We start from the raw sequence: 15,039 nt of genomic DNA on the forward strand, positions 1-15,039 counted from the left end.
CGTTCGACTTGCATGTGTTAAGCACGCCGCCAGCGTTCGTCCTGAGCCAGGATCAAACTCTCCGTAAAAAAATTACGACCCCCAACCCCGAAGAGAAGGGGAGTCAAGTTTGACCTCTAGCAAATAAGACATCTCTCCGACCCGAAAGCCGGAAGCTGACATCAATTTCCAAAGGAATCCCAACCCGATCCGAAGATCAAGGCCGGGGTATAAAATTGGCATTGAACATAGTGCACGCTGTTGAGTTCTCAAGAATCGGACACATCCCGCCTCCACACCAGAACGGTGCTTCACAACGAAAGTGATCGAAGTTTGCTGTACGAGGGCGTGAGCCACTCGATTTGTCTTGCTTGCCGAGACCGGTTAGGCTTGTCAGAACCGAAGTCCCGATCGCCTCCGTGGCAACTTGACTAACTTAGCACATCCGCAGGCCGTGTCAAGTCCGGCTTCTTCGTGGTGTTCGCTGCACGATCGAGGACCGCACCGCTGCACCGGGCTCGGCCGTGAGGCCTTGCAACGAAGCCGGGACCGTGCCCCGTGGAGGCTTTGCATCTTACGCTCGCGATCCCGCAGTCTTCAAGAGACGAATCTCTAACAGGCCTGGGAGTGAGGGGATGGTCCCCGCTTGAGGTGGGCCAGCTGGTCTCGACGCTCTGCGCCTGACTCCCGCTTGCCGCTCCTTTGGGGTGACGAGGAGTTACATTACGTCGGGCCTCGGCCGAGCGGCAAATCGCCTGCGTCCCGGGCGTGTCGCGATTCAGGGGCCGTGCGTCGCTGAGTGTCCGACTCGGTACCCGACACCGGCTACCGGCTACCGGCTACCGGCTACCGGACACCGAGCTGATGAGACCGCCGACGCCGTCATCGCCCGCGTCCGCTCGAGGACAGCGGGCACGCGGTCAGCGGACGAAGGCCCCGGCGAAGCTCTTCTTGCCGCGACGGAGGACGGCGATCCCGTCGATCAACGGGAGCTCGCCGAGCGTGACGGTCTCGGACGGGAGGGCGGTGTTGTTCACCGAGAGCCCGCCCTGGGCGAGAGCCCGCCGCGCCTCCCCCGTGCTGGCGACGAGTCCGGTCTCGACGAACGCCTGCAGCGCCGGCGTCTCCGGGGTCGCCTCCATCGAGGGCACCGCCTCGAGCGCGCCGCGGAGGATGACCGGGTCGATCCCCTCGAGCGAGCCCTTGCCGAAGAGCGCGGCCGAGGCGTCGATCACCGAGCGCGTCGCCTCCGCTCCGTGCACCAGCGACGTGACCTCCCAGGCGAGCGCGCGCTGCGCCTCCCGGCGGAACGGCTCGTCGGCAGCGGCCTTCTCCAGGCGCTCGATCTCCGTGCGCGGCAGGAAGGTGAAGATCCGCAGGCGGTCGGCGACGTCACGGTCGTCCGTGTTGACCCAGAACTGGTAGAACGCGTACGGGCTGGTGAGCTCGGAGTCGAGCCAGACGGCGTTGCCCTCGCTCTTGCCGAACTTGGTGCCGTCGGAGTTCATCACCAGGGGTGTGCCGATCGCGTGGACCGACACGCCCTCCGTGCGGTGGATCAGGTCGGTCCCGCTCGTCAGGTTGCCCCACTGGTCGCTGCCGCCGGTCTGCAGGACGCACCCGTACTGCCGGTAGAGCTCCAGGTAGTCGAGTCCCTGCAGGATCTGGTAGCTGAACTCGGTGTAGCTGATCCCCGCGTCGGAGTTGAGGCGGGCGCTGACCGCGTCCTTCTTGAGCATCGTCCCCACGCGGAAGTGCTTCCCGATCTCCCGCAGGAAGTCGATCGCCGACAGCGGAGCGGTCCAGTCGAGGTTGTTGACCAGGCGCAGCCCGTTGTCGCCGCCCGCGGGAACGAACCGGGACACCTGCGCCTGGAGGCGCTCGACCCACGCCGTCACCGTCTCGCGCGAGTTCAGCGTCCGCTCGGCCGTCGGACGCGGATCCCCGATCAGCCCGGTCGAGCCGCCGACGAGCCCGAGCGGCCGATGCCCAGCCAGCTGGAGCCGGCGCATGACGATCAGCTGCACCAGGTTCCCGAGGTGGAGGCTGGGCGCGGTCGGGTCGAACCCGCAGTAGTAGGTGATCGGCTCCCCCGACAGCAGCTCGCGCAGCGTTCCGGCGTCGGTCGACACGTGCACCGAGCCTCGCCAGACCAGCTCGTCCCACACGGAGTCGAAGGCGGGGTCGAGCTTCGGGCTCGTCGCGGACCCGGGGAGGTGCTGGTCGATCACCCGACCAGGCTACCGTGGCGGGAAGAAGCCGGTCTCCACCAATCAAGCGCACAGGCTTGATCTCGGGCGATCAAGTGCGGATACTTGATCGGGGAGGTCCGATGTTCGTCGTCACCGCGGATCAGCGCGACAGCAGGCACGACCACGACCGCGTGGACCAGGCGATCGCGAGCCTGATCGACGACGGTCGGGCGACGTTCGTCCTGCCCCCGGAGCGGACGGCGGGCGACGAGTTCCAGTGCGTGCTCGACCGGGCCGATGCCGTCGTCACACTCGTACTCGAGCTGCACCGGACCGGCCACTGGAGCATCGGCCTCGGGATCGGACCCGTCGACCGGCCGCTCCCGGCGACCACGAGAGCGGCGACCGGCGAGGCGTACTTCGCGGCGCGCCGGGCGGTCGAGGCGGCGAAGGGCCGGCCTACGCGCTTCTCCCTCGATCCGGACGCACCGGGAACGGCGGCGCCGGCACCGGCGGACGTCCAGGCGCTGATCGATCCGCTCCTCCTGCTGCGCGACGCGCGCTCCGAGGCCGGCTGGCAGATCGTCGACCTGCTCGAGAGCGGCCTCTCCCAGAAGGATGCGGCCGAGCGCCTCGCCGTCAGCCCGCAGGCGGTCAGCCTCCGGGTCCGCGCGGCGAGTGCTCGGGTCGACGCTCCCGCCCGTGACGCGCTCGCGCGCCTGCTGACAGTGGTCGACCGTACGCTCGACCCCACCGACGAGAGGACACCCCGATGACGGCAGCCCCCGGATCCCCCGCCCTGCTCCTCGCCTCCGCGCTGCAGTCCGCCTCGTGGACGGGCGTGGTGCTCGTGCTGCTCGCCGGACTCGCCGGTGCGGTGCTCGCCGTGCGCCTTCGCCGTCCGCAGCTCGCCTGGATCCCCGTCGTGGCGGCGGCCGCCGCCTTCCTGCTCACGGCGGTCGCCGGACCGTCCGCGCCCCCGATCCACTCCGTCCTGGTAGCGGTGCTGGCCTTCGCGCTGGCGATCGCGGGCGGCGGGCCGGTCGTGCTGCTCACCCTCCGGCTCGCGACGGCCGACTCCCGCAGCGGCAGCCACGGCGGCATCATGGTCGCCGGAACCTCCCGCCCCGCCGCCGGGAGCGCGCCCTCGGCGATCGGCCAGCCGATCGAGGTGCTGCGCGGGGGGACGACGATCGGGGTCCTCGAGCGGATCGCGACGGCCGGCGCGCTGATGAGCGGTCTCCCCGAGGGGATCGCGGTCGTGGTGGCGATCAAGGGCGTCGGCCGCTTCAGCGAGCTCGCCTCCCCGGAAGCGCGCGAGCGGTTCATCATCGGCACGCTGGCGAGCCTCGCCTGGGCGGCGGCTCTCGGCGTTCTCGCCCGGCTCTACCTCGCGGGCTGAGCTCCGGGCCGCCGCCGGGGCACTGCTCTCCGGTAGGGCGAGACGGTGGGGTCGGCCTGGATGCTGAAGCGCCACGGGAAGTCGTCCCCGCCGCCCGGGCCCGAGACTCCGGTGCGCGGGCCCGCCACCACGGAGGACGGCCTCTCCCCCGGCAGCAGCTCGAACGCCGCCTCGAGCGGGTCGCCCGACTCGGTGAGACGGACTCCGAGGGCCTTCGCCAGCCGTGCGGGTCCGCGGGCCAGATCCCGGCTGCGAACGGGTCCGCGCCGGATCATCGCGAGATCCTCCCCCGATACGACCTCGCCGGCGCGCAGCAGCACCGCCGACGCCGTACCCGCCGGGGAGCAGACGATGTTCACGCAGGTGTGCATCCCGTAGGTGAAGTACGCGTACACGGACCCGGGCGGACCGAACATGGGAGCCGTCCGGGGTGTCGGTCCGCGGTGCGCATGCGAGCCCGGATCCTCACCGGTTCCGAGGTACGCCTCGACCTCGGTCAGCCGGACGCCGACCACGCCCTCCGGCGTGCGGTGCAGGAGGACGCGGCCGAGCAGCTCCGGTGCCACCTCGAGGGCCGAGCGCGAGAGATCGGGGAGGTCGGCGCTCAGAAGAAGCTCTGGCCCGACACGAGGGTGATCACGATCACCGCGACGATGACGACTGCGGCGACGAGCACCAGAGTCCGCTGCTGCCAGGGGCGCAGCGGCGGACGGCCGTCGTCGCCCGGCGCTCCTCGAAGAGTCACGGGCGTTCCCCTCGGAGGGATCCGCGCACGACCCGGACGCGCTCGGTCAGCCGGGCGAGCTGCTCCGCGACGCGGTCGGGAGCCGTGCCGCCGACACCGTCCCGGCTCGCCACCGATCCCTCGATGCTGAGGACGGACCGCACGTCGGGAGTGAGCAGCGGCGACACCGAGGCGAGCGCGGCGTCGTCGAGATCCTCGAGCCCCCTCCCCTGCGACTCCGCCAGCTTGACCAGCTCACCGGTGATCTCGTGGGCGTCCCGGAAGGGCACGTGCTTCTTCACGAGCCACTCGGCCACGTCGGTCGCGAGGGAGAAGCCCTGGGGCGCGAGCTCCGCCATCCGGTCGGTGTGGAAGGTGAGGGTCGCGATCATGCCGCTGAACGCGGGCAGCAGCACCTCGAGGGTCGTCACCGAGTCGAAGACCGGCTCCTTGTCCTCCTGCAGGTCGCGGTTGTAGGCGAGCGGCAGCGCCTTGAGGGTCGCGAGCAGCCCGGTGAGGTTGCCGATCAAGCGGCCGGACTTCCCCCGGGCGAGCTCGGCGATGTCGGGGTTCTTCTTCTGCGGCATGATCGAGGACCCAGTCGAGTAGCCGTCGTCGAGCGTAACGAAGGCGAACTCCCGCGTGTTCCAGAGGATGACCTCCTCCGCGATGCGCGAGACGTCGATCCCGATCATGGCGGTGACGAAGGCGAACTCGGCGACGAGGTCGCGGCTGGCCGTCCCGTCGATCGAGTTCGGCACGCTCGACGCGAAGCCGAGATCGCGGGCGACCGCCTCGGCGTCGAGGCCGAGGGTCGAGCCGGCGAGGGCGCCCGAGCCGTAGGGCGAGACGTCCGCCCGGACGGCCCAGTCCCGCAGGCGCTCCAGATCGCGCAGCAGCGCCCAGCCGTGGGCGAGCAGATGGTGCGCGAGGAGCACGGGCTGAGCGTGCTGGAGGTGGGTGCGCCCGGGCATGATCGCCGTCGGGTGCGCCGACGCCTGCGCGGCGAGGGCGTCGATGAGCTGCACCACCAGCTCCGAGACGAGCGCCGCGTGGTCGCGGAGGTACATCCGGACGAAGGTGGCGATCTGGTCGTTGCGCGAGCGCCCCGCGCGGAGCTTGCCGCCGAGCTCGGGACCGGCTTCGAGCATCAGGCCGCGCTCGAGGGCGCCGTGCACGTCCTCGTCCGACTCGTCGGCGGCGAAGCTCCCGTCGGCGACGGCAGCCTCGAGCCGGTCGAGCGCCGCGAGCATCGCGGTGAGCTCGGCGTCGTCGAGGTAGCCCGCTCCGGCGAGCGCCCGGGCGTGGGCGCGGGAGCCGGCGAGGTCGTAGGGGGCGAGCTGCCAGTCGAAGTGGGTCGACCTCGAGAGCGCGGCGAGCTCGGGCGAGGGGCCGCCGGCGAAGCGGCCGCCCCAGAGGGCTCCGGCCTCGCCCGCGCGGGCGGAGGGTCGTTCCGTCATGGTTCTCCTCGGGTTCGGCTGTCGAGTCTACTGAGCGGCGTCGGCGGTGCCGGCGCGCTCCAGGAGCCACACGAGCAGGGCCTTCTGCGCGTGCAGGCGGTTCTCCGCCTCGTCCCAGATCACGCTCTGCGGGCCGTCGATCACGTCGGCGGTCACCTCGTAGCCGCGATCCGCCGGCAGGCAGTGCAGGAACAGCGCGTCGGGAGCGGCAGCGGCCATCGTGGCGGCGTCGACCCGGTAGGCGCCGAAGGTCGCGACGCGCGCCGCCTTCTCGTCCTCCTTGCCCATCGACACCCACGTGTCCGTGATCACGATGTCGGAGCCGGCCGCGCCCTCGTCGGGGTCGGTCGTGGTGATCGCCGATCCGCCGGTGGTCGCGGCGATGCGCTGCGCATCGGCCAGGACCGCCGCGTCCGGCGAGTACGACTCCGGAGAGACGATGCGGACGTGCATGCCGGCCGTGGCCCCCGCCAGGAGGTACGAGTGCGCCATGTTGCTCGCTCCGTCGCCGAAGAACGTGAGCGTGAGGCCGGCGAGGTGACCGCGGTGCTCGCGGATGGTCAGCAGGTCGGCGAGGAGCTGGCACGGGTGGAACTCGTCCGAGAGCGCGTTGACGACCGGCACGCGCGTGCTGCGCGCCATCTCCTCCAGGCCCGACTGCGCGTAGGTGCGCCACACGATGGCGGCGACCTGGCGCTCCAGCACCCGCGCCGTGTCGGAGGCGGTCTCCTTGCCGCCGAGCTGGCTGCTCGCGGTCGAGATGATCAGGGGGCTGCCGCCGAGATCGGCGATGCCGACCGCGAAGGAGACACGGGTGCGCGTGGAGGACTTGTCGAAGATCACGGCGACGGTCTGCGGCCCGGCGAGGGGCTTCCGGGAGAAGCGGTCGCGCTTGAGCTCGAGGGCGAGGTCGAGGATCTCGGCCTGCTCGGCGGGAGTGATGTCGTCGTCGCGGAGGAAGTGGCGGGTCACGGTGCTGGTCGCTTTCGGTGGAGGTACGGGGTCAGAGGGTCTGCAGTGCGCGGCCGAAGCGCTCGGCGAAATCGGCGACGTCGGCGGCGGTCACCACGAGCGGAGGCGCGAGCCGGATGCTCGAGTCGTTCGCCGCGTTCACGATCAGGCCGGCGTCGAGGCAGGCGGCGGCGAGCTCGGCGGCGACCGGCCGGGTCAGGGCGATGCCCAGGAGGAGGCCCGCGCCGCGGACCCCTCCGATCAGGGGCGAGTCGAGAGCGGTCAGCGCGTCGACGATCTGCGCCCCGCGCTCCCGCGCGTTGCCGAGAAGGTCGGCGCGCTCGATCTCGGCGAGCACGGCTCCGGCCACGGCGGTCGCGAGCGGATTGCCGCCGAAGGTGCTGCCGTGGTGGCCCTTCTGCAGGAGGTCGGACGCCTCGCCGAAGGTCACCAGCGCTCCGACGGGGAAGCCTCCGCCGAGCCCCTTGGCAAGGGTGACGGCGTCGGGCAGGATCCCCGCCTCCTGGTAGGCGAACCAGCGTCCGGTCCGCCCGACCCCGGTCTGGATCTCGTCGACGATGAGCAGCGCGCCGTGCTCGCGGGTGAGCTCCCGCGCGCGCTCGAGGTAGCCGGCCGGCAGCGGGATGACGCCCGCCTCCCCCTGGATGGGCTCGACGATCAGCGCGGCGACGGACTCGTCGAGAGCCGCCTCGAGGGCCTCGATGCTCGCCTCGAGGTGCTCGACCCCTCCCGGCATCGGCTCGAACGGCGCGCGCATGGCCGCCTTGCCGGTCAGCGCGAGCGCGCCCATCGTCCGCCCGTGGAACGCGTTCTGCAGCGCCAGGACGCGGTGCCGGCCGCCGGCCGCGTTCAGCCGCGCCAGCTTGAAGGCCGCCTCGTTGGCCTCGGTCCCCGAGTTGGCGAAGTAGACGCGGCCCGTCTCCCCGGCCCCGGTGAGGCGGCGCAGGGTCTCGGCGAGCTCGATCTGCGGGGCGGTCGCGAAGTAGTTGGAGACGTGGGCGAGCGCACCGGCCTGGCGCGTCACGGCCTCGACGAACACGGGATGCGCATGGCCCAGCGAGTTGACGGCGATGCCGCCGAGGAAGTCGAGGTACTCCCGCCCGTCGACGTCCCAGACCCGGCAGCCCTCGCCGCGCTCGAGCACGGCGAGCGGCGGCGCGAAGGTCTGCATCATCGCGGCGGAGTAGCGGTCGCGCGCCGAGCCGGTGCGGGACGCGGTCGTGGGGATGGACATGGTGGCCTTTCGATCGGAGCGGTCCGGCCGCGAGGGCCGACGGTGCGCGCGTCCCGGACGGGACGGGCGCTCGGAGCCGGGGCCGCTGAGGATCAGCGGCCCGACATTCGCTCCCGGTCGCGGGGGTCGAGCGAGGCGACGACCTCGGTGCCGATGCCCTCCGAGGTGAACACCTCGAGCAGGATCGAGTGCGGGATGCGGCCGTCGATGATGGCGGCCTTGGGCACTCCCCCGCGCACGGCGTCGAGGCAGGCGGTCATCTTGGGGATCATGCCCGATTCGAGCGAGGGCAGCAGAGCCGCGAGGTCGTCCGAGCGGATGTGCGGGACGAGCGACTCGCGGTCGGGCCAGTCGGAGTAGAGGCCGGCCACGTCGGTGAGGACGACGAGCTTCTCGGCGCCGAGCGCGACGGCCAGCGCGGCGGCGGCGGCGTCGGCGTTGACGTTCAGCGATTGCGTGGGGTCGTCCGAGTCGGGGGCGATCGAGGACACGACCGGGATCCGGCCGGCCTCGAGCTGAGCGAGGACGGCGGCGGGGTCCACGGCGATCACGTCTCCGACGAGTCCGAGGTCGTGCTCCTCGCCGTCGATCACGACACCGCGGCGGCGGCCGACGAAGAGGCCCGCGTCCTCACCGGAGATGCCGGCGGCGAGGGGGCCGTGCTCGTTGATCCGGCGGACGATGTCGCGGCTGATGCTGCCGGTGAGCACCATCCGCACCACCTCCATCGCCTCGGGGCTCGTGACCCGGTAGCCGCCCCGGAACTCGCTCTCGATCCCGAGCCGGTCGAGCATCCGCGAGATCTGGGGCCCGCCGCCGTGGACGACCACGGGGCGGATCCCGGCGTAGCGCAGGTAGACCATGTCCTGGGCGAAGGAGCGCTGCAGCTCCTCCGACACCATCGCGTTGCCGCCGAACTTGATCACCATCGTGCGCCCGTGGAAGCTCTGCAGCCAGGGCAGCGACTCGATGAGCGTCGCGGCCTTCCCGGGCGCGGCGTCGCGCTCGGCGCGGCTCTCGGCCGAGAGAGTGGTGTCGTCGCTCATGGCCGCCTCAGCTCGAGTACGCGGAGTTCTCGTGCACGTAGTCGTGCGTGAGGTCGTTGGTCCAGATCGTGGCCGTCGCGTCGCCGGCGTGCAGGTCGATGTCGACGGCGACCTCCCGAGGGGCGAGGTCGACGAGGTCGCGGCTCTCGTGCGGCTCGCCCGCGAGGCAGACCTGCACCCCGTTCATCGCGACGTCGATGCCGTACGGGTCGAACTGCGCATCGGTCGTGCCCACGGCGGCGAGGACGCGGCCCCAGTTGGGATCCTTGCCGAAGATCGCGGCCTTGAACAGGTTGCTGCGGGAGACGGCGCGGGCGACGACCACGGCCTCGTCCTCGGTCGCGGCGTTCAGCACGCGGATCGCGACGTCGTGGGCGGCGCCCTCCGCGTCGGCCTGCAGCTGCAGGGTGAGGTCGCGGCAGACCGCGGTCAGGGCCGCGGTGAACTCGTCGGCGTCGGCCTCGACGCCGCTGGCGCCGCTCGCGAGCAGTGCGACGGTGTCGTTCGTCGACATGCAGCCGTCCGAGTCGAGGCGGTCGAAGGTGACGCGGGTCGCGGCACGCAGGGCGGTGTCGAGAGCGGCGGACTCGAGGGCCGCGTCGGTCGTGATCACGACCAGCATCGTCGCCAGACCCGGCGCGAGCATCCCGGCGCCCTTGGCCATGCCGCCGATGCTCCAGCCCTGCTCGGAGCGGACCACCGCCTGCTTCGGGACCGTGTCGGTGGTCATGATCGCGCGGGCGGCCGCCTCGCCCGCCTCGGGTCCCCCGGCGAGCTCGGCGGAGGCGCCGGTCACGCCGGTGGTGAGCTTCGCGAGGTCGAGCTGGTCGCCGATCAGCCCGGTGGAGCACACCAGCACGTCGCCGGCGGACACCTCGAGGCTCTCGCCCACGAGCTCCGCGGTGCGGTGGGTGACCTGGAAGCCCTGAGCACCCGTGTAGCAGTTGGCGCCGCCGGAGTTGAGGACGATCGCCGAGACGACGCCGTCGCGCATCACCTGCTCGCTCCAGAGGACGGGGTTCGCCTTGCAGCGGTTGCTCGTGAAGACCGCGGCGGCGCTCTGCAGCGGGCCGAGGTTCTGCACGAGCGCGACGTCGCGCGCTCCGGTCGACTTGAGCCCGGCGACGACTCCGGCCGCCCGGAACCCTGCTGCTGCGGTGACGCTCACGGCGCGACTCCGTTCACGCTCAGGCCGAGGGACTCCGGGAGTCCCAGGGCGATGTTGGTGGACTGGACGGCTGCGCCCGCGGTGCCCTTGACCAGGTTGTCGATGGCCGAGACGACCACGACGCGGCGGGCCCGCTCGTCCACGGCGAGTCCGATCAGAGCGGTGTTCGCCCCCACCACGTCGGCCGTCCGGGGGAAGGAGCCCTCCGGGAGCAGCTGGACGAAGGTCTCGTCGCCGTAGGCGGTCTCCCACGCGGCGCGCACGTCCTGCGCGGAGACGCCGGGAGCGAGGCGCGCGGTCGAGGTCGCCAGGATGCCCCGGGACATCGGCACGAGGACCGGGGTGAACGAGATCGAGACGGGTCCGGCTCCGGCGAGCAGGAGGTTCTGCCGGATCTCGGGATTGTGGCGGTGCGCTCCGCCGAGGCCGTAGGCGTGCGCGGAGCCGAGGAGCTCGCTGGCGAGGAGGTCGGTCCGCAGGCTCTTGCCCGCACCCGAGGGTCCGACGGCGAGGACCGCGACGAGGTCCGACGACTCGATCACTCCGGCGTGCAGGCCGGGGGCCAGGCCGAGCGTGATCGCCGTGACGTTGCAGCCGGGGACGGCGATGCGCCGCACTCCGGCGAGCGCCTCGCGCTGCTTGCGTCCGCCGCCGCCGATCAGCAGCTCCGGGAGCCCGTAGGGCCAGGACCCGGCGAAGTCGCCCCCGTAGAAGTCGGCCCAGTCCTGCGGGTCGGTCAAGCGGTGGTCGGCGCCGCAGTCGACGACGAGGACGTCCTCGGGGAGGGTCGCGGTGATCTCGCCCGACTTCCCGTGCGGGAGGGCGAGGAAGACGACGTCGTGCCCGGCGAGGTTCCCGGTCGTCGTGTCGACGAGGACGAGGTCGCGGAGCGAGCGGAGGTGCGGGTGCACGGCGACGAGGGGCTGACCCGCGTTGGCGTGCGCCGTCACCGTGCGCACCTCGAACTCGGGGTGGTCGGCGAGCAGTCGCAGCAGCTCGCCGCCCGCGTAGCCGCTCGCACCGGCCACCGCCACGGAGAAAGTCATGCCCGAGAGCCTAGCCGGTGCGGGTGCGGGGCCCCGCCCGGCCGAACCGGACGGGACCCCCGGCCTCACTCGCGGAGTCGGGCGCCGAAGCGCTCCGCCGCCACGGCCACGCCGTTCTCTTTCGCGGCCGTCGCCTCGGCCGCGGTGAGCGTGCGGTCCGGCGCGCGGAAGCGCAGCGCGAAGGTCAGCGACTTCGTCCCCTCGGCGAGCCCGGTGCCGCGGTAGTCGTCGACCAGGCGGATCGCCTCGAGCAGCTCGCCCGCCCCCTCGGCGACGGCGGCACGCACGTCAGCCGCCGCGGTGCCGACCGGCACGACGAGCGAGAGGTCCTGGGTCGCGGCGGGCAGCGCGCCCACCGGGCGGGCCACGACGACCCTCCCGGCCCGCGCGAGCAGCGGCTCCAGGTCGAGCTCGACCACGGCGACGCGGCGCGGCAGGTCGAGCTCCTCGGCGAGCGCCGGGAGCAGCTCCCCCGCGTGCCCGATGACCGCGCCGTCGAGAACGACCTCGGCGGTGCGGCCCGGGTGCAGCGCGGCGTGGGCCCCCTGGCGCAGCACCAGCTCGGTGCCGGTCGCCGCGGAGACCTCGCGGACCACGTCGAGGGCGTCGCGCCAGTCGACGTCACGGCCGGCGACACCGGGCTGGCGCACGACGGCGGCACCCGTGAGCAGCGCCGCGAGGTGCCGCGGCTGCGGTGGGATGCCCGCGTTCAGCTCGGCCTCGACCTCCGCGGACGGACGCGCCCCGCCCGCAGGGAGCGCCCCGGAGCCGAACGGGCCGCCGGCGGCCGGGAGGAAGACGGAGCCGAGCTCGTAGACCGCGAGATCCGTCAGGCCGCGCGAGCGGTTGCGGGCCGCGACCTGCACGAGACCCGGCAGCAGCGAGATCCGCAGCTGGCCCGCGGTCGCGTCGAGCGGGTTCGCGAGCGTGATCTGCTCCTGCGGCTCCCCGTCGACCGAGCCGAGCCGGTCGTTGATCGAGCGCGAGAGGAACGGGTACGAGAGCACCTCGGTCAGACCCGCGGCGGCGAGCGCCTGGGCGAGGGTGCGGCGCAGCCTCTGGCCCGGGGTCAGACCGCGGCCGGGAGGCGCGACGGGCAGGATCGCCGGGATGCGGTCGTACCCGGTGATGCGGGCGACCTCCTCCGCGAGCGAGGCGCGGTCGACGAGGTCCGGGCGCCAGCTCGGCGGAGTCACCAGCAGGCCCGCTCCGCCGGCCTCGACGGAAGCGCCGATCTCGACGAGCGCGCCGCGGATCTCCGCCGGGGTGTACTCCACCCCGATGAGGCCTGCGACGTAGCCGTCCGGCAGCTCGACCGGCTCCGCCGTGCGCGGGTCGGCCAGGACCGAGCCGAGCTCGTCCGCCGTGCCGCCGGCGAGCTCCACCAGCAGCTGCACCGCGCGGGCCGCGGCGACCGAGGCCACCTCGGGGTCGACGCCGCGCTCGAAGCGCCGCGACGCCTCGCTCGGCAGCTTGTGCCGGCGAGCCGTCCGGGCGATCGAGACCGGGTCGAAGTTCGCCGCCTCGAGCAGGACGTCGGATGTGGCGTCCGAGATCTCGGTGCGCGCGCCCCCCATCACTCCGGCGAGGCCGATCGCCCCGCCGTCGTCGGCGATGACGAGGTCCTCCGCGTGCAGGCGCCGGGTCTGGCCGTCGAGCGTCTCGAGGGTCTCCCCCGGTGCGGCGCGGCGCACCACGATGCCGCCCTGCAGGGTCGCCAGATCGTAGCCGTGCAGCGGCTGGCCCAGCTCGAACATCACGTAGTTGGTGATGTCCACGACGAGCGAGATCGAGCGGACGCCGGCCAGTCGCAGTCGCGCGAGCATCCACGGCGGCGTCGGTCGTGAGACGTCGACGCCCCGGACGACGCGCGTGACGAACACGGAGGCGCCGACACGGCCGCGGATCGGCGCCTCGTCGGCCACGGACACGGGGAAGACGGGGGCCGTCTCCGTGCGCTCGTGCGGAGGGAGCGCCCGAGCGGGGTCGCGGAAGGCGGCTCCGGTGGCGTGGGCGTACTCGCGGGCGATGCCGCGGATCGAGAAGGCGTAGCCGCGGTCGGGCGTCACGTTGACCTCGACCGCGGCGTCGTCGAGACCGAGGAGCGCGACGGCGTCCGTGCCCGGCTCCGGGTCGAGCCCGAGCGAGGCGAGGCGGAGGATGCCCTCGTGGTCGTCCCCGAGGCCGAGCTCGCGGCTCGAGGCGATCATCCCGTCGGACACGTGCCCGTAGGTCTTCCGCGCGGAGATCGGGAACGGCCCGGGCAGGACCGCACCCGGCAGGGACACGACGACCTTGTCGCCGGCCGCGAAGTTGTGGGCTCCGCAGACGATGCCGCGGACGTCCTCTCCGCCGTCGGCGGCCCGCCCGCCCTCCGGGGCCACGCGGACGTGGCACCAGTTGATGGTCTTGCCGTTCTTCTGCGGCTCCGGAGCGAGGTCGAGCACCTCGCCGACGACGACGGGCCCGGTCACCTCGAACCGGTGGACGTCCTCCTCCTCCAGGCCGACCGACACCAGGGCCGCGTGCACGGACTCCGTCGTGACGTCCTGCTCGAGGTCCACGTACTCCCCCAGCCAGCTCAGCGGGATGCGCATCAGATCACCATCCCGTACTGCTCGCTGAAGCGGACGTCGCCCTCGACCATGTCGCGCATGTCCTTCACGTCGTTGCGGAACATCAGGGTCCGCTCGATCCCCATGCCGAAGGCGAACCCGGAGTACTCCTCCGGGTCGATCCCGGCCGCGCGCAGCACGTTCGGATTGACCATGCCGCAGCCGCCCCACTCGATCCAGCGGGCACCACCGACGAAGGTCGGGTGCCAGACGTCCAGCTCGGCGCTGGGCTCGGTGAAGGGGAAGTAGTTCGGCCTCAGGCGGATGCGCGCGTCGTCGCCGAAGAGGATCCGCGCGACGTGCTCGAGGGTGCCGCGCAGGTGCGCCATGGTCAGGCCGCGGTCGACGGCGAGGCCCTCGAACTGCGTGAACACGGGCGTGTGCGTCGCGTCGAGCTCGTCGGTGCGGTACACCCGGCCCGGAGCGATCACGTACAGCGGCAGCGGGCGCTCGAGCATCGAGCGGATCTGCACCGGCGAGGTGTGCGTTCGCAGCACCAGGTGCGAGTCGACGGGGTCGACGAAGAAGGTGTCCTGCATGGCGCGGGCCGGGTGGTCCTCGTCGAAGTTCAGGGCGTCGAAGTTGAACCACTCGTTCTCGAGCTCCGGCCCCTCCGCGATCTCCCAGCCCATCCCGACGAACACGTCGGCGATCGACTCCTGGAGCAGAGAGAGGGGGTGGCGGGCGCCGCGGCGCACGAAGCTGGCACCGGCGGTGACGTCCACGCGCTCGGCCTCGAGCGCGGCCGCGTCCTCGGCCTCGACGAGCTCGGCCTCGCGGGCGGCGTAGGCGTCGCCCACCTGCTTGCGGGCACCGCCGACGAGCTTGCCGGACGCCGCCTTGTGCTCAGGCGGGACGGAGCGCATCTGCGCGTTGAGGCGGGCGAGGGCGGACCCCTCGCCGAGGTGGGCGGCTCGGGCGGACTTCAGAGCGGCGGAGTCGCCCGCCGCGCCGATGGCGGCGAGGGCGTCGGCGACCGCCGCGAAGACGGCCTCGTCGGTGATCGGGTTGCTGTCTGACACGATCCCCCAGTGTAGGCGAGGGCCTCCGCCCCCTCCCGCCGCCCGCGCGCGGTGCTCGTCGCGCTCGCCCGCGGCCAGGCCCCCGTCTGCGCCGACGGCTCTCGAAGCCCCGCCACCGGCGTTGCTCGACCAGCAGGGGCGGGTTCTCGCTACGCCGGGGTCGGAGGCTGCTCGACCGG

The 15,039-nt window shown here is 72.5% G+C and carries 13 protein-coding genes and 1 rRNA gene; 2 read left to right on the forward strand and 12 right to left on the reverse strand.

Translation table 11 applies throughout. The annotated features are described in order from the left end of the window. Both C5D36_RS02855 and tyrS read right to left on the reverse strand, forming a co-directional pair. Positions 1–68 (reverse strand): 16S ribosomal RNA (locus C5D36_RS02855); the annotation flags it as partial. Between the two features lie 831 nt (positions 69–899). Continuing rightward, positions 900–2,210 (reverse strand): tyrosine--tRNA ligase, encoded by a 1,311-nt coding sequence (tyrS, locus tag C5D36_RS02860; protein ID WP_104295160.1) that lies wholly within the window; start codon positions 2,208–2,210, stop codon positions 900–902. A 101-nt stretch (positions 2,211–2,311) separates the two neighbouring features. Between tyrS and C5D36_RS02865 the strand changes: the two genes are divergently transcribed. Both C5D36_RS02865 and C5D36_RS02870 read left to right on the forward strand, forming a co-directional pair. Next, entirely contained in the window at positions 2,312–2,947 is a 636-nt protein-coding gene (locus C5D36_RS02865) for a DNA-binding protein (protein ID WP_104295161.1), read from the forward strand. Further along, entirely contained in the window at positions 2,944–3,573 is a 630-nt protein-coding gene (locus tag C5D36_RS02870; protein ID WP_258062851.1) for a hypothetical protein, read from the forward strand. Before C5D36_RS02865 ends, C5D36_RS02870 begins: the two co-directional genes overlap by 4 nt. Here C5D36_RS02870 and C5D36_RS02875 read toward each other — a convergent pair. The 10 genes from C5D36_RS02875 to pheS form a co-directional block, all read right to left on the reverse strand. Continuing rightward, positions 3,558–4,181, reverse strand: coding sequence for a DNA-3-methyladenine glycosylase (locus C5D36_RS02875; protein WP_104295162.1), 624 nt, complete (start codon positions 4,179–4,181; stop codon positions 3,558–3,560). The two genes, C5D36_RS02870 and C5D36_RS02875, sit on opposite strands and share 16 nt — an antisense overlap. After that, positions 4,178–4,318 carry a hypothetical protein gene (locus tag C5D36_RS16760; RefSeq protein WP_160034127.1) on the reverse strand — a complete coding sequence of 47 codons (141 nt, stop codon included), beginning with the start codon at positions 4,316–4,318 and terminating at the stop codon, positions 4,178–4,180. Before C5D36_RS16760 ends, C5D36_RS02875 begins: the two co-directional genes overlap by 4 nt. Further along, on the reverse strand, positions 4,315–5,757 hold the full coding sequence (gene argH / locus C5D36_RS02880; protein WP_104250193.1) for an argininosuccinate lyase: 1,443 nt from the start codon (positions 5,755–5,757) through the stop codon (positions 4,315–4,317). Before argH ends, C5D36_RS16760 begins: the two co-directional genes overlap by 4 nt. A 27-nt stretch (positions 5,758–5,784) precedes the next feature. Continuing rightward, positions 5,785–6,729 carry an ornithine carbamoyltransferase gene (gene argF, locus C5D36_RS02885; protein WP_104238645.1) on the reverse strand — a complete coding sequence of 315 codons (945 nt, stop codon included), beginning with the start codon at positions 6,727–6,729 and terminating at the stop codon, positions 5,785–5,787. A 31-nt stretch (positions 6,730–6,760) separates the two neighbouring features. Further along, positions 6,761–7,963 carry an acetylornithine transaminase gene (locus C5D36_RS02890; RefSeq protein WP_104295163.1) on the reverse strand — a complete coding sequence of 401 codons (1,203 nt, stop codon included), beginning with the start codon at positions 7,961–7,963 and terminating at the stop codon, positions 6,761–6,763. 92 nt (positions 7,964–8,055) lie between these two features. After that, complete coding sequence (gene argB / locus C5D36_RS02895) at positions 8,056–9,009, reverse strand: acetylglutamate kinase (protein ID WP_104295164.1); 954 nt, start codon at positions 9,007–9,009, stop codon at positions 8,056–8,058. Positions 9,010–9,016: 7 nt separating this feature from the next. After that, positions 9,017–10,177 (reverse strand): bifunctional glutamate N-acetyltransferase/amino-acid acetyltransferase ArgJ, encoded by a 1,161-nt coding sequence (argJ, locus tag C5D36_RS02900; RefSeq protein WP_104292057.1) that lies wholly within the window; start codon positions 10,175–10,177, stop codon positions 9,017–9,019. Further along, positions 10,174–11,223 carry an N-acetyl-gamma-glutamyl-phosphate reductase gene (gene argC / locus C5D36_RS02905; RefSeq protein ID WP_104292056.1) on the reverse strand — a complete coding sequence of 350 codons (1,050 nt, stop codon included), beginning with the start codon at positions 11,221–11,223 and terminating at the stop codon, positions 10,174–10,176. Before argC ends, argJ begins: the two co-directional genes overlap by 4 nt. A 65-nt stretch (positions 11,224–11,288) precedes the next feature. Continuing rightward, positions 11,289–13,820 carry a phenylalanine--tRNA ligase subunit beta gene (gene pheT, locus C5D36_RS02910; RefSeq protein ID WP_104292055.1) on the reverse strand — a complete coding sequence of 844 codons (2,532 nt, stop codon included), beginning with the start codon at positions 13,818–13,820 and terminating at the stop codon, positions 11,289–11,291. After that, the gene (pheS, locus tag C5D36_RS02915) at positions 13,820–14,860 is read right to left on the reverse strand and encodes a phenylalanine--tRNA ligase subunit alpha (RefSeq protein ID WP_104292054.1); all 1,041 of its coding nucleotides are present in this window, start codon (positions 14,858–14,860) and stop codon (positions 13,820–13,822) included. The genes pheT and pheS overlap by 1 nt, the downstream gene beginning before the upstream one ends. Positions 14,861–15,039: the final 179 nt, after the last annotated feature.

The sequence above is a fragment of the Rathayibacter sp. AY1C6 genome (assembly GCF_002931535.1).
Classification (GTDB): domain Bacteria; phylum Actinomycetota; class Actinomycetes; order Actinomycetales; family Microbacteriaceae; genus Rathayibacter.